At 60.8% G+C, this 12893-nt stretch carries 14 protein-coding genes, 1 tRNA gene and 1 pseudogene; 8 read left to right on the forward strand and 8 right to left on the reverse strand.

The window, feature by feature from the left end; genetic code table 11:
* Nucleotides 1–128 precede the first annotated feature (128 nt).
* Nucleotides 129–473 (forward strand): metalloregulator ArsR/SmtB family transcription factor, encoded by a 345-nt coding sequence (locus M729_RS0116270; protein WP_013529913.1) that lies wholly within the window; start codon nt 129–131, stop codon nt 471–473.
* A 164-nt stretch (nt 474–637) separates the two neighbouring features.
* Nucleotides 638–1453, forward strand: coding sequence for an RNA methyltransferase (locus M729_RS0116275; protein WP_027162203.1), 816 nt, complete (start codon nt 638–640; stop codon nt 1451–1453).
* A gap of 92 nt (nt 1454–1545) precedes the next feature.
* Here M729_RS0116275 and M729_RS0116280 read toward each other — a convergent pair whose 3' ends face one another.
* Nucleotides 1546–2682: a hypothetical protein gene (locus tag M729_RS0116280; RefSeq protein WP_027162204.1), complete on the reverse strand. Its 1137-nt coding sequence runs from the start codon at nt 2680–2682 to the stop codon at nt 1546–1548.
* 176 nt (nt 2683–2858) lie between these two features.
* Nucleotides 2859–3395 carry an EipA family protein gene (locus tag M729_RS0116285; protein ID WP_224621527.1) on the reverse strand — a complete coding sequence of 179 codons (537 nt, stop codon included), beginning with the start codon at nt 3393–3395 and terminating at the stop codon, nt 2859–2861.
* Nucleotides 3396–3786: 391 nt separating this feature from the next.
* On the opposite strand from M729_RS0116285, the gene M729_RS0116290 reads away from it, so the two are divergent.
* Nucleotides 3787–4416 (forward strand): histidine phosphotransferase family protein, encoded by a 630-nt coding sequence (locus tag M729_RS0116290; RefSeq protein WP_027162205.1) that lies wholly within the window; start codon nt 3787–3789, stop codon nt 4414–4416.
* A 238-nt stretch (nt 4417–4654) separates the two neighbouring features.
* Nucleotides 4655–5059 (forward strand): response regulator, encoded by a 405-nt coding sequence (locus M729_RS01000000135265; protein ID WP_024504503.1) that lies wholly within the window; start codon nt 4655–4657, stop codon nt 5057–5059.
* Nucleotides 5060–5163: 104 nt separating this feature from the next.
* Here M729_RS01000000135265 and ctrA read toward each other — a convergent pair whose 3' ends face one another.
* A complete protein-coding gene (gene ctrA / locus M729_RS0116300) occupies nt 5164–5859 on the reverse strand; it encodes a cell cycle two-component system response regulator CtrA (protein WP_006203583.1) in 696 nt (231 codons plus the stop codon).
* A 452-nt stretch (nt 5860–6311) separates the two neighbouring features.
* Here ctrA and M729_RS0116305 point away from each other — a divergent pair, with 452 nt between their 5' ends.
* A complete protein-coding gene (locus tag M729_RS0116305) occupies nt 6312–6689 on the forward strand; it encodes a flagellar export protein FliJ (RefSeq protein WP_013529907.1) in 378 nt (125 codons plus the stop codon).
* Between the two features lie 97 nt (nt 6690–6786).
* Here the strand turns inward: M729_RS0116305 and M729_RS0116310 are convergent, their stop codons facing one another.
* On the reverse strand, nt 6787–7185 hold the full coding sequence (locus M729_RS0116310; protein WP_027162206.1) for a helix-turn-helix domain-containing protein: 399 nt from the start codon (nt 7183–7185) through the stop codon (nt 6787–6789).
* Between the two features lie 90 nt (nt 7186–7275).
* Between M729_RS0116310 and M729_RS0116315 the strand changes: the two genes are divergently transcribed.
* Nucleotides 7276–8202 carry an NADP-dependent oxidoreductase gene (locus tag M729_RS0116315; protein WP_027162207.1) on the forward strand — a complete coding sequence of 309 codons (927 nt, stop codon included), beginning with the start codon at nt 7276–7278 and terminating at the stop codon, nt 8200–8202.
* A 69-nt stretch (nt 8203–8271) separates the two neighbouring features.
* Here M729_RS0116315 and M729_RS0116320 read toward each other — a convergent pair whose 3' ends face one another.
* Nucleotides 8272–8547 (reverse strand): DUF1153 domain-containing protein, encoded by a 276-nt coding sequence (locus M729_RS0116320; protein ID WP_013529904.1) that lies wholly within the window; start codon nt 8545–8547, stop codon nt 8272–8274.
* Between the two features lie 289 nt (nt 8548–8836).
* Between M729_RS0116320 and mnmA the strand changes: the two genes are divergently transcribed.
* Complete coding sequence (gene mnmA, locus M729_RS0116325; RefSeq protein ID WP_013529903.1) at nt 8837–10027, forward strand: tRNA 2-thiouridine(34) synthase MnmA; 1191 nt, start codon at nt 8837–8839, stop codon at nt 10025–10027.
* Between the two features lie 56 nt (nt 10028–10083).
* Here the strand turns inward: mnmA and M729_RS0116330 are convergent, their stop codons facing one another.
* Nucleotides 10084–11049 carry a Gfo/Idh/MocA family oxidoreductase gene (locus tag M729_RS0116330; RefSeq protein WP_013529902.1) on the reverse strand — a complete coding sequence of 322 codons (966 nt, stop codon included), beginning with the start codon at nt 11047–11049 and terminating at the stop codon, nt 10084–10086.
* 240 nt (nt 11050–11289) lie between these two features.
* Between M729_RS0116330 and M729_RS0116335 the strand changes: the two genes are divergently transcribed.
* Nucleotides 11290–11366, forward strand: a tRNA-Met gene (locus tag M729_RS0116335).
* Between the two features lie 181 nt (nt 11367–11547).
* On the opposite strand, the gene fghA is transcribed toward M729_RS0116335, so the two are convergent.
* Together fghA and M729_RS0116345 are read right to left on the reverse strand one after the other, a co-directional pair.
* Nucleotides 11548–12393: an S-formylglutathione hydrolase gene (gene fghA / locus M729_RS0116340; RefSeq protein WP_027162208.1), complete on the reverse strand. Its 846-nt coding sequence runs from the start codon at nt 12391–12393 to the stop codon at nt 11548–11550.
* Between the two features lie 212 nt (nt 12394–12605).
* A pseudogene (locus M729_RS0116345) lies at nt 12606–12893 on the reverse strand (S-(hydroxymethyl)glutathione dehydrogenase); the annotation flags it as partial.

A 12893-nucleotide genomic window follows, 5' to 3' on the forward strand; every position in this document is an offset into this window, starting at 1 on the left:
TGAGATTTAGGTGAAATGCTCTACCTTTTAGTGACGCTGAATCGCCAGCGCCGATCGGCAAGTGAATTTATGGAATCAGACGCCATTGCCCCCATGGCGTCGGGATGAACAGGAAGCATGGGGGATCGATGGTCTCGACAAAGCTAATCGTGAACGCCGAATCGGCGGCAGAGTTTCTCATGCTGATGGGCAATGAGAAGCGACTGTTGATCATGAGCTACCTCGCCGAAGGTGAAATGTCGGTGGGAGCCATAGCCGAGAAGGTGATGCTCAGCCAATCCGCCCTGTCCCAGCATCTCGCCAAGTTGCGGGCGCTCGACCTTGTCGACACCCGCCGCGACCGCCAGATGATTTACTACTCCTGCAAATCCGACGCCGTGCGAGAACTGCTTGTCATGCTGGACGGCATTTTCGGCAGCGGCAAGGATGACCTGTCCCAGATGGCGCACCGCTTGCGCCGTGCTGGAACCTGACCACACAGCCGCCGATCTCGCCGGCGATTCAGAGCGACATGCGCCCATTTGGGGCGCAAAAGCTGGCTGATTGTCCCGAATTGTCGCATCGTGCTTTCCAAACAAGGTGAGCGCCGGGAAGCGGTCCGGATTTTCGGGGCCGATGCGACGGTCGCGAGGAATGCATGGATCCCATTCGCATCGACGACCCGCAAGATCCGCGCGTCGCTGCCTATCTCGACATTCGCGAGCGTGACCTCGCCGGCCGGCAAGGCCGCTTCGTCGCCGAAGGCAAGGTGGTGCTCGACCTGCTGCTCACAACTGGACGCTTTGCCGCCGAATCGGCCCTCGTCCTGGAAAACCGGCTGGCGGGTCTCGACAAGATCCTGAGCAAGGCGCCCGCCGACCTCCCGGTCTATGTGGCCACCAGCGCGGTGATGGACGCAATCGCCGGATTTCACATGCATCGCGGCATCCTGGCCATGGGCCGCAAGGGAGCGCCGCAGCCGGCTGAAGCCCTGCTCGATGGCTTGCCGCCTCGTGCGCTGGTCGTGGTGCTCGTCGGCATCGCCAATCATGACAATGTGGGCTCGATCTTCCGCAACGCCGCCGCCTTTGGCGCTGACGCGGTTTTGCTGGATGCGACGTGCTGCGACCCGCTCTATCGCAAGGCGATCCGCGTTTCGGTCGGCGCCGCGCTCAAGATCCCGTTCGCATCGTTCACCGATACCGCCGGCTTCACAACGACGCTCGCCCGACGTGGCTTCGAACAATTCGCGCTCTCGCCACGCGGGAAGACCGACATCCGCGATGCGCAGCGCAGCGAGCGCCTGGCGCTCTATCTCGGCACCGAGGGCGAAGGCTTGCCGGACGACCTGCTCGCAAGCCTGCACGACGTGCGGATCACCATGGCGGAAGGCTTCGACAGCCTGAATGTCGCCGCGGCTTCAGCCATCGCGCTGCATCATTTTTCGGCTAGAGCAATTCTAGGAAAAGTGTGAAGCGGTTTTCCGTCCAGAATTGCCTCAAAGCAAAGAGTTAGGGCATTTCGCCGTTTCCGTGAAACGGTGAAATGCTCTAAGGAGACCTGATCTCAGCTTGTCGCGTCAGCCTTCTGCAGCGCGCGCACGCGGTCGGCAAGACTGCGGTCACCGTTGCCGGAGCGTGCGTCCGACGGTACCGCCAATGCCATGGCGATCGGCGAACCAGGCCCCTCGAGCTTGGCCGTCAGATGGACGACCTCCGCCGCCAGCTCGTTCATCTGCTCGCGCAAGGCGGAGCTGCTGTCAGTGGCCTTGGAGGCGGCCAGTGCGGTGAGATCCGCCTTCAGCCGTTTGTTCTCGCGCGCCAGCGCCGTCAGCCTCGCCTCGAGCTGCTCACGGTCGCTGTCGAGCTTGGCGATTGCCTTGTCGAAATCATCGCTCCTCGCGACATCGCCGCCCTTGCCGACCAGCCGCAAGGCTGGCGCGCTGTCCTCGGATTTCGATCTTTCGCGCATGCGTGCCAGTTCCTTTTCGCGGCGATCGAGTTTGTCTTCTCGATCGGCAAGTGTGGCCAGCAGCCGTTCGACCTTCTTGTCGAGCTCGGCGGTCTTTTTCTTCTCGGCTTTCAGGGCGTCCCGCGCGGCCTTGCTTTCGGCCGCGATTTCCTGGCCGCGCCTGTCGGCTTCCTTGCGCTGGCCGCGCAGCATCGCAATGTCACTGGCGAGTTTCTGCATTTCGGACTCTCGCGCCACGAGCTCGATCTGCCGGCTGCTCGAGGAAAAACTGGCGTCGTCATACATGCACTCCAGCTTTTCCAGCTCAAGGGCGCGCTTTTCCAGCTTGCGTTCGGTTTCCTTCAGACGCTCCGAAAGCTGCTGCAACTCGCCCTCTCGCTGACGCAGCGCTTCGTTCTTCGCGCCCAGCTCGGTCAGCGCCTGGTTCTTGTCAGTCCGCTCGACCGCCAGGCCCTTCATGGCCTCGCGACCGCGATTGATCTCGACCAGTTGTTCGGCCGCCTTCTCACGCAACGCCTTGACGCTGATTTCCAGGCGGCGCGTCGTCATGGCGTATTCGGCGCGGATGCGATCCTTGTCCGCCTGGATCTCGGTCTGCGTCAGAGGGATCGAGGATTCGATGCGTTTGCGTGTAAGCGCGACCGCACGACGCCATATGGCCGGAGCCACCATGAGCGCCAGAAAGCCAGCGCAGAGAAAGCCGAGGACGAAGAACAGGACCGACTGGACCAAGTGACTACCCGTTGTGGCCGGCAAGCATCAAAAGCGCATAGAGCGCTTTGACTGTGCCACGTTGACATGGCGGAAATCCAGCGTTGCGGCAAGGGTTTGCCGCAACGCTACGAGTTTAATGCATGTCGACCCAAAAGCGGTCCCGGATTTGGACAACGACAGTCAAGGACTTCAGCCTAGAACGGATTCCAGGTGGCCCGCTCGGTAAGCTTCAGATAGCCGAGATTGACGCCGAGCCGAGCACCGACGCCGGTGCGGATCGGCACCAGGAGAACATTGTTGTTCTTCAGTACGTTGAAGCCGACGCCCGCCACCACATAGGCTGAACCGGCAACGCCGCCATAGCGGTTGTAGAGGCTGCCCACATCATCGAGATTGTAGACCAGCATCATCACCCGCGACCCCTCGCCGCCGAAATCCCAGCCGAGCGACGGGCCTTGCCAGAACACTTTGTGGTCGCCGGCATTCTTGGTGTAGAGCGTGCCTTCGCCATAGGTCAGGCCACCGATCAGCGCACCGGAGCCCTCTTCGCCCAGCAGATAGCCGTTGGGCAGGCCGTAGGAGGCAAAAATCTTCTCGATCACCGTGGCGAGTCCGCCCGATGTGGCGCCAAAAAATTTGTGACCGGAATCGACAATCTCCTGAGCGGTGTATTCCTGGGCCCGCAGGGCTGAAGTCGAGAAGACGAGAACGCCCAGGAGCGTGACCGCCATTGAGAAGACACGGAGAAAGCTCCGGTCGTAGTATCGGGAAAACATGCTTCCAATCTCCGTCAGGGAGCACCTTCGCCGACGCCTCGCACCCCGTACGGCTCTTTTAGCCGGCCGTTAAGGGTAACTGTTAGGGGCAAATTATGCCGTAATCCTTTTTCAACCATTAAGCTCCCACATGAACATGGCGGTTCGAAGGCTGTTTGGGGTCGCTCAATTGGGGTCGGCAGCCTGCGTGCACACGCCATTTGCCACAACCACAATTTGGATTTGTTGCTGCACGCACGGGCGCTGTGTATTCAGAAAGCCTGAGGAGAGAGTGCGTGATTCGTGTGGCAGGCGACGATCGATCGCCCGGCCATGAGTTGTGAGATTTTGCAGGGATTTTTCGCCGATGGCCGATCTGTTCACCCTTTCCGCACCCGATCTGGCAGCGCTTTTGTGCAGCCGGGTCTGCCACGATATCATCTCGCCGGTCGGCGCGATCAACAACGGGCTCGAATTGCTTGATGAAGGCGGCGCCGATGAGGACGCCATGAAGCTGATCCGCCAGAGCGCCCGCAACGCTTCGGCCCGCCTTCAGTTCGCCCGCATCGCCTTCGGTGCCGCCGGTTCGGCCGGCATGTTGATCGATACCGGCGATGCCGAAGCGGTCGCCATCGCCTTCCTCAAGAACGAAAAGCCGGAACTGACCTGGAACGGGCCCCGCGCGTTGCTGCCCAAGAACAAGGTCAAGCTGCTGCTCAACCTGATCCTCGTCGCCAATGCCGCCATTCCGCGCGGCGGCAAGCTTTCCGTGACGCTGGAAAACCTTGAGACCGAACCGCGTTTCGCGCTTACGTCGGCTGGCCCGATGCTGCGGGTGCCGCCGAAATTCCTCGAACTGCATTCCGGCCACAAGCCGGAGGAGCCGATCGACGCGCATTCCGTGCAGCCCTATTACACGCTGCTTCTGGCGCGCGAAGCCGGCATGACGATATCGATCCACGCGACGCCGGAAGAAATCGTGCTTTCGGCGGCCTGATGCGCAGCCGATAAAGCGAAGTATTTTTTCATTTAACGCTGTAATTCCAGCTCATCGACTTGAGATGCGTCTGGTCGTTCAGGCGGTGCCAAAGCATTCGTGAATAAAAGCAGGCACCTGCCCATCTTTGTAAAAATTTTACCTAACGCCTTTTCGGCTTCTTTACCAGATTGGCCTATGGTGCGTCCTGGATGCCCCCGACGCTACCGGACCGCCAGAAGGCAAAGAGGACCCGGAAATGAAACGCTGCATGTTCGTCGACGATTCAAGCGTTATCAGGAAGGTTGCAAAACGCATCCTGGGCGGCTCCGAAATGATTGTCATCGAGGCCGCCAGCGGACTTGACGCGCTGGAGATGTGCGCCGCCGACATGCCCGACATCATCGTCGTCGATGGCGCCTTGCCCGACGTACCGGCGGTCGATCTCATCCGTCGCGTCCGCGCCATGGAGAGCCCGATAAGGCCGCAGATCCTGATTTCCCTGGTCGAGCTCGATATTGCTTCGATCATGCGGGCCAAGCGAGCCGGCGCCCAGGGCTATCTCTTGAAGCCGTTCAACCGCCCGCAGCTGCTCGAGCGCTTTCGCACCTTGAAGAGCGCACCTGATTCGGCATCCTTGAGCAACTCCAGAAAAAGTGCGTGACGGTCTTCTGCTCGGAAGCCCAAAAGCAGACCGTTACCAGCCCATCATGCAAAAACCCGGCCGAAGCCGGGTTTTTTATTGAAAAGATTCGAACGATTCGTCGCTCAGGCGCTGACGCGAATGTCTTCCGGTTCGCGCAGCACATAGCCGCGACCCCAGACCGTTTCGATGTAGTTCTGACCGCCCGATGCCGCGTCGAGCTTTTTGCGCAGCTTGCAGATGAAGACGTCGATGATTTTCAGCTCAGGCTCGTCCATGCCGCCATAGAGGTGGTTGAGGAACATTTCCTTGGTCAACGTGGTGCCCTTGCGTAGCGAGAGCAACTCCAGCATCTGGTATTCCTTGCCGGTCAGGTGCACGCGCTGGCCGCCCACTTCGACTGTCTTGGCATCGAGGTTGACCACCAGGTCGCCGGTGGTGATGACCGACTGGGCGTGGCCCTTGGAACGCCGCACGATGGCATGAATGCGGGCAACCAGCTCGTCCTTGTGGAATGGCTTGGTCATGTAGTCGTCTGCGCCGAAGCCGAGGCCGCGCACCTTGTCCTCGATGCCGGCCATGCCGGAGAGGATGAGAATAGGTGTTTTGACCTTGGAAAGGCGAAGCGTTCTCAAGACCTCGTAGCCTGACATGTCAGGCAGGTTGAGGTCGAGAAGAATGATATCGTAGTCGTAGAGCTTGCCTAGATCGACACCCTCTTCACCGAGATCGGTCGTGTAGACGTTGAAACTTTCCGATTTCAGCATCAGTTCGATGCTTTGTGCGGTTGCACTGTCATCTTCTATCAGCAGAACACGCATTTTATTCCCCTTTTCTGCTGCCGGACCATTTCACGACCCGTCCGGACCCGGAGCAGTGGTTGCCTTGTGCAGAGGCTGCCATTGAATGGTTAACAAATCCTAATTTCCCGTCCATGACGGTACCAGATTTTTTAACCTCTTTCTACACCCTCTTGAATCTAATAACGAATCTCAGAACCAAATTCCTAATGCAACACATTAACAACCTGGACTAAGCGACTCCAGGGACTCATCGACGTCGCTTCCGCATCGGTGGCCGGAATTTTTACCCGGCCTTAAGTCCTGACCCGTATGATTAACAATGCCCGTAAACGAATGGTTACCGCCGGCAAAAAACTTTAGGGTTTTGTTTCCCATAGTTGGGGGAAAGCCGGTGGACACGGGTGCGGCCTGGGCGTTTCCAGGTGGTTTGGACGATAAGTGCGGGTGTGCGTTTCCGGGAGTACCGAATCATGAAGTCACGTGAAAACCTCGTTCGGCTGAAACAGTTTCAGGTGAATGAGAAGCGGCGGCAGCTGCTGCAGCTCGACATGATGATCGCCGAGTTCGAACGCATGGCCGTCGAGCTGGAGCTTCAGATTACCGCCGAGGAAAAGAAGGCCGGCATCACCGACATCAACCATTTCGCCTATCCGACCTTCGCCAAGGCGGCTCGCCTGCGCCGCGACAATCTCAGGAATTCCCAAAGCGACCTCGCCCAGCAGCGAAGTGCCGCCGAATCATTACTCGGCGAAGCTGAAGCGGAGCTTTCCAAAGCGGAAATGCTGGAATCGCGCGACACGAAGATCCGCGAAGCCGAAGTCGGTGGCCGCAGCGCCATGATCGGCTAAAACCCTGCCCCTGGCGACGTCAACGCTCGCCATCGGGCTGGCGCATTGTCGCGGCTTGCGGCCCGGCGGGAATACGCCCAGAAGAATGAAAACCGCCCTACGCGGCCCAATCCCCTTCATTCTCGGCAATTGCCCTTGCACGGGCATCCTTGATATCCGGCGCATGCTGCTCCGCCCATGACCTGATCAGGGTAAGCAGTCCCGCCAGGTTCTGACCGAGCTCGGTCAATTCATATTCGACGCGCGGCGGAATGACCGGAAAGATCTCGCGCCGTACCAATCCGTCGCGCTCGAGCACGCGCAGCGTCTGGGTCAGCATCTTCGGCGTGATGCCGTCAAGCTTCCGGGCAAGCTCGCCATTGCGCAGCCGGCCTTTGCGCAGCGCACAAACCACCAGATAGACCCATTTGCTGGCCAGCATCTCCAGCACCGTGTGCGAAGGACACGTTCGCCGGAACGCGTCATAGCCGAAACCGCAATCATCTTCACTATCCATGAGGTGCGTATGTATCAGAAAGGTACATACTAGACAAGGGACTATTACTATCCAAATGATAGTGGCATCAACCGAGCAGGAGATATCTCAATGCGTGCCGCTATCCAGAATTCCGTCGGCGGACCCGACGTCCTTGTCATCGCCGATCAGCCCGATCCCACGCCAGAGGCCGGCGAAGTGCTGGTCGGTGTCAAGGCCGCGGGCATCAATCCGGTCGATGGCGCCGTCCGTGCCGGCTACTACCCCTTGCTCGGCGAGCCGCCCTTCATCCTGGGGTGGGATATCTCGGGAACTGTCGAAGCACTCGGCGCCGGCGTCACCGGCTTCAAGATCGGCGACGAGGTGTTCGGGATGCCGCGCTTTCCCAAGCAGGCCGCCGCCTATGCCGAGTTGGTTGCCGTACCTGCCGATCAAATCACACTGAAGCCGAAGGGCGCGGGCCACCTCGAGGCAGGCGCCTTGCCGCTGGCCGGCCTCACCGCCTGGCAAGGGCTTGTTCGCCACGGCGGGCTGAAATCGGGGCAGCGCGTATTGGTGCATGCGGGAGCCGGCGGCGTCGGTCATCTGGCGGTGCAGATCGCCAAGGCGCACGGGGCCCACGTCGTCGCCACGGCCAGTCCGGCCAAGCTCGATTTCGTCCGCAACCTCGGCGCCGACGAGGTCATCGACTACACCAAGGGCGATTTCACCGACCAGGTTCGCGACATCGATCTGGTGCTGGATCCAATGGGCGGCGACCACGCCCAACGCTCACTGAAGGTGCTCAAACGTGGCGGCGTGCTGGTATCATTGCTCGATGTCAGCAACGACACCAGGGCGCAGGCCAGTGCGCGCAATATTCGGGTCGAGCGTATGTCGGTCGTGCCCGACAGGGAGGGCCTGCTGGAACTGGCTCGGTTGATCGATGCCCACAAGCTCACCGTCCATGTGGCGAAGAGCTTCCCACTGGACCAGGCGGGGGCCGCTCACGCCTTCCTTGCCACCAAGCCGATCGGCAAGGTTGTGCTGTCGCTCTGAGCGGAACGGTGACCGTGAAAAACAGAAGGGCGCGGGGTTAGCCGCGCCCTTCATCTAAATTCGCAATGGTCAGTGCCGGTATTGCTGGATGCGTGTCGTGCGCAGCCCGGCAAGGCCGTATTCGTCGATCGACGCCTGCCAGGACAGGAATTCCTCGGTGGTGAGCTTGTAGCGTTGGCATGCCTCGTCCAGGCTCAAAAGCCCGCCGCGCACGGCCGCAACCACTTCCGCCTTACGCCGGATAACCCAGCGACGTGTATTGGTCGGCGGCAGATCGGCAATCGTAAGAGGGCTGCCGTCAGGCCCGATAACATATTTGACTCTCGGTCTAACCAGATCGGTCATCGTACTCTCTACAAAAAACTCAAAGACCCAATCCCCGCCACGTTACCGCCACAGCTTTAAAAATTGCCTAAGCAGACCCTAATGACTAGGTAAGGATCATGAACGCCGCGTTAGTCTTTTCGCCGGCATTTGAAACATCTGCCCGCAAACCCTGATTTGCCGGGGGAAAATGCATCCCTTGGCGAAGATCGGCCACAAACGGTGAATCGCCCTGCACGCTGGCGCGCCGGTAAAGCTTGACCTATATTCTCGACATTGGCATTGAGGCGCCGCGCAGAACGAAAGCATCATGAACAGTCTCGATCTTCCCGGACGTCCCGAAAACACCCGCATCGTCGTCGCCATGTCGGGCGGTGTCGATTCATCGGTCGTCGCCGGCCTGCTGAAACGCGAGGGCTACGACGTCGTCGGCGTCACCTTGCAGCTCTACGACCACGGCGCGGCGACGCACCGGGCCGGCTCATGCTGCGCGGGGCAGGACATCGACGATGCCCGCCGTGTCTCCGAGACGCTCGGCATCCCCCATTATGTGCTCGACTACGAGGAACGCTTCCGCAAGGCGGTCATCGATCCCTTCGCCGAAAGCTACGTCGCCGGCGAGACGCCGATCCCGTGCGTTTCCTGCAACCAGACGGTGAAGTTCGCCGACCTCCTGGCCACCGCCAAGGAGCTCGGCGCCGACGCGCTGGCCACCGGCCACTACATCCGTTCCGGCGCCAATGGCGCCCAGCGCGCGCTCTACCGTCCGGTCGACGCCGACCGTGACCAGAGCTACTTCCTGTTCGCCACCACGCAGGCGCAGATCGATTATCTGCGCTTTCCCCTCGGCGGCCTGTCGAAGCCTCAGGTTCGCGCCATCGCCGAGGAGATGGGGCTGGCGGTTGCCGCCAAGCAGGACAGCCAGGACATCTGCTTCGTGCCGCAGGGCAAGTATTCCGACATCATCGCCAAGCTGAAGCCAACTGCGGCCAATCCGGGCGACATCGTCCACATCGACGGCCGCGTGCTCGGCCGCCATGAGGGCATCCTGCGCTACACGATCGGCCAGCGCCGTGGCATCGGCATCGCTTCCGGCGAGCCGCTTTACGTCGTCCATCTCGATGCCGACCGGGCTCGCGTCGTGGTTGGCCCGCGCGAGGCGCTGGAGACGCACAAGATCTATCTGCGCAATATGAACTGGCTGGGCGACGGACCGCTCACAGACGTCCCTGCCGGCGGCCTGGAACTGTTCGCCAAGGTCCGCTCGACGCGGCCGCCGCGCCCGGCCGTGCTGCATCATCGTGCCGGTGCCACATGGGTGGAACTGGTAGACGGCGAGTCCGGCATCGCGCCGGGCCAGGCCTGCGTGCTCTACTCCGATGACGGCAACGAAGCCCGCGTGTTCGGCGGCGGCTTCATCGAGCGATCGGAGCGTGGCGCCGAGGCCGAGGCCATGCTGACCCGGCTTGCCGCCCGGCCGGCCCAGATTCCCGCGGAATAAGATTCCCGCGGAATAAGATTCTTGCCGAATAAGTTTCCTGCCGAATAATCCGCGCTTCAGGAATTCGACTTGGTGTGGGTGACCGTGCCGGCGGTCAGGATGCGCAGCACCCGGATCGCTTCCTCGCCGCTGGTACGCGGTTCGGCACGCGTCTCGATGCACTGGATGAAATGCTCCAGCTCGCGCGTCAGCGGCATGCCCTGGGCAACCGCGACATAGGACGGCTCATTGGTGGTGAAGGCCCATTGGCCGCTGTCCTGCCACACCGCGTGGCGGTAGACGGCCAGCTTGCGTTCCCATGGCTCGACGTCGTCGAACACCGCCATTGCCTTGGTGCCGACCACGGTCAGCCGCCGCTCGCGATAGGGATTGAGACGCGAGGTGAAGAGATGGCTGCGCAGGCCGTTGGGGAAGCGCATGTGCAGATGCGCGAAGTCGCTGAGATTGTCGAGCAGGGCGGCCCCCTCGCCGCGCACCTCGATCGGCTCTGTGCCGGTGATCGCCAGGATCATCGACAGATCGTGCGGCGCCAGGTCCCACAGCGCGTCGTTCTCTGTGTGGAACTTGCCGAGGCCGAGCCGGTGAGAGTGGATGTAGCGGACTTCGCCAAGCTCGCCCTTGTCGATCAGCCCCTTCAGCGTCTCGAAGGCGGGGTGGAACCGCAGGACATGGCCGACCATGAAGACGCGGCCATTGTCCTTGGCCGCCTGCACCGCACGCTCGGCATCCGCCACCGTCAGCGCGATCGGCTTTTCCACCAGCACGTCCTTGCCGTTCTCGACGGCACGTACCGCAAGGTCGGCATGGAACTGCGGCGGCAGCGCCATGACGATGGCGTCGATATCGTCGCGGACGAACAGCTGGTCCGGCTCGATCGCCAGGCAGTCCTGCTCGCTGGCAAAGCCTTCCGCGCGGGCCCGGTTGGTATCGGAGACCGCGTGCAGCGCGCCGAGCGCCTTGAGAGTGCGGATGTGGTTGCTGCCCCAGTATCCGCAACCGAGGACTGCTATGCGCGGCTTCATCTGTTTCAAACTCTAAAAACTCGTGGCCGAGACATAGCGACGTGCCCCTTCGAACTCAACCCCGGCGGCGACAACCAAATGTCGCCGCGGCAAAGCTTTTCGATAATGACGATAAGCCGGCAAGCCGGTTGCTTCGAAGCTTGACAGGCTCGCCCTCCCAACCTTATATCCGCGCGACCTTGGCGAACGCCCCCGACATGCCTTTCGATTTGAGGCGGATTTCGGGCCTTTCGCCGCCCTGGCGGGGTAGCTCAGTTGGTTAGAGCACGGGAATCATAATCCTGGGGTCGGGGGTTCAAGTCCCTCTCCCGCTACCAAAATCCAGTTAAACCATTGAAATGGCTAAAAATTTATACGCGTTGGTAGCGCTTCCGGTTGAAATTGTTCAACAATTTCAATGCGGCGCCATCGTGTTCCTCGCCCCGGTAGACACGAGAAAGAGTAACGCGTTCCTCGCTTGGACGAGGATTAATCCGATTGCATCGCTCGGACCTCGACCTAAGCAAGCCGTTCCGCATGCCATCTCAAATGGTCGTCCATGAATGTCGAAATGAAGAAATACGAATGGTCGTATCCGTCTTGCATGCGCAACGTCAGCGGAATGCCGGCTTTGGCGCAGGCCGCCTCCAAAAGCCAGGGTCTCAGCCCGTCATTCAGGAACCCGTCCGATGTTCCCTGATCGACGAGAAATTCCGGGAAGCGGCGCCCGTCTTCAACAAGCGAAGTAGCGTCGTAGGCCCGCCACGAGGCCTCATCCGTGCCGAGATATTTTTCGAAAGCCGGACTTGACCAGCCGGCAGCGCTTGGCTGCACGATCGGCGCAAATGCCGAGCAACTCCTGAACCGCTGCGGGTTTTTCAAAGCAATCGTCAGCGCGCCGTGTCCGCCCATCGAATGGCCCGTTATGGCTTGGCGCGACATGTCTGCCGGAAAATTAGCGGCGATCAGCGTGGGTAGTTCCTCGACGAGGTAGGAATACATCCGGTAGTTCTTCGCATAAGGCTCCTGCGTTGCATCAAGATAAAAGCCGGCGCCGCCGCCAAACTGCCAATTGTCCTTGTCATCAGGGATGTCGGCGCCGCGCGGACTGGTGTCTGGACAGACGACGATCAGGCCAAGTTCGGCGGCCATGCGCCTGTATTCGCCTTTGTCCATGACATTTTGATGGGTGCAGGTCAGTCCCGACAAATACCACACCACGGGGCAAGGCGTTTCCCGGGCCTGTGGAGGCACGAAAACGGCAAATGTCATGTCGCAGCAGCAACTCGTCGACAGGTGCGAATAGATGCCCTGCACTCCGCCATGGGATTTTGCCTGGGAGATGGTCTTCATGGGTTCCGGCATATTCCCTCTCCACGGATTTCAAACACCAATGGGCCGGTGTCTACGGCATCGACATTGATCGCGGCAACCCGGGCGGATCAGGTGGGGTCGAACCGACCGGCGGCGCGGACATCCGGAATGTCAGTCGCGCCGCCGGCCTAACGCCCGATGTCGGGGAGGCACGGTATTTTGGGAACACAGAGCCTTCGACGCGGGCGTGTCGTGTGAGCCGGTCAGTAAACCACGACGCTGCGAATGCTCTCCCCGGCATGCATGAGATCGAAACCCTTGTTGATGTCCTCGAGCTTGAGCGTNTGGGTGATCATAGGGTCGATCTGGATCTTGCCGTCCATGTACCAGTCGACGATCTTCGGCACATCGGTGCGGCCGCGCGCGCCGCCGAAGGCGGTGCCCATCCAGGTGCGGCCGGTGACCAGCTGGAACGGCCGCGTCGAGATCTCCTGGCCGGCGCCGGCAACGCCGATGACCACCGACTTGCCCCAGCCGCGATGCGAGGCTTC

Origin of the sequence: Mesorhizobium sp. WSM1293 (assembly GCF_000513875.1) — a bacterium.
GTDB lineage: Bacteria > Pseudomonadota > Alphaproteobacteria > Rhizobiales > Rhizobiaceae > Mesorhizobium > Mesorhizobium ciceri.

What these genes read in the sequence shown, in the direction of transcription:
- M729_RS0116270 (WP_013529913.1), top strand. Translation starts at nt 129, where the DNA reads ATGGTCTCGACAAAGCTAATCGTGAACGCCGAATCGGCGGCAGAGTTT.
- M729_RS0116275 (WP_027162203.1), top strand. Translation starts at nt 638, where the DNA reads ATGGATCCCATTCGCATCGACGACCCGCAAGATCCGCGCGTCGCTGCC.
- M729_RS0116285 (WP_224621527.1), bottom strand. Translation starts at nt 3,395, where the DNA reads ATGGCGGTCACGCTCCTGGGCGTTCTCGTCTTCTCGACTTCAGCCCTG.
- M729_RS0116290 (WP_027162205.1), top strand. Translation starts at nt 3,787, where the DNA reads ATGGCCGATCTGTTCACCCTTTCCGCACCCGATCTGGCAGCGCTTTTG.
- M729_RS01000000135265 (WP_024504503.1), top strand. Translation starts at nt 4,655, where the DNA reads ATGAAACGCTGCATGTTCGTCGACGATTCAAGCGTTATCAGGAAGGTT.
- ctrA (WP_006203583.1), bottom strand. Translation starts at nt 5,859, where the DNA reads ATGCGTGTTCTGCTGATAGAAGATGACAGTGCAACCGCACAAAGCATC.
- M729_RS0116305 (WP_013529907.1), top strand. Translation starts at nt 6,312, where the DNA reads ATGAAGTCACGTGAAAACCTCGTTCGGCTGAAACAGTTTCAGGTGAAT.
- M729_RS0116310 (WP_027162206.1), bottom strand. Translation starts at nt 7,185, where the DNA reads ATGGATAGTGAAGATGATTGCGGTTTCGGCTATGACGCGTTCCGGCGA.
- M729_RS0116315 (WP_027162207.1), top strand. Translation starts at nt 7,276, where the DNA reads ATGCGTGCCGCTATCCAGAATTCCGTCGGCGGACCCGACGTCCTTGTC.
- M729_RS0116320 (WP_013529904.1), bottom strand. Translation starts at nt 8,547, where the DNA reads ATGACCGATCTGGTTAGACCGAGAGTCAAATATGTTATCGGGCCTGAC.
- mnmA (WP_013529903.1), top strand. Translation starts at nt 8,837, where the DNA reads ATGAACAGTCTCGATCTTCCCGGACGTCCCGAAAACACCCGCATCGTC.
- M729_RS0116330 (WP_013529902.1), bottom strand. Translation starts at nt 11,049, where the DNA reads ATGAAGCCGCGCATAGCAGTCCTCGGTTGCGGATACTGGGGCAGCAAC.
- fghA (WP_027162208.1), bottom strand. Translation starts at nt 12,393, where the DNA reads ATGCCGGAACCCATGAAGACCATCTCCCAGGCAAAATCCCATGGCGGA.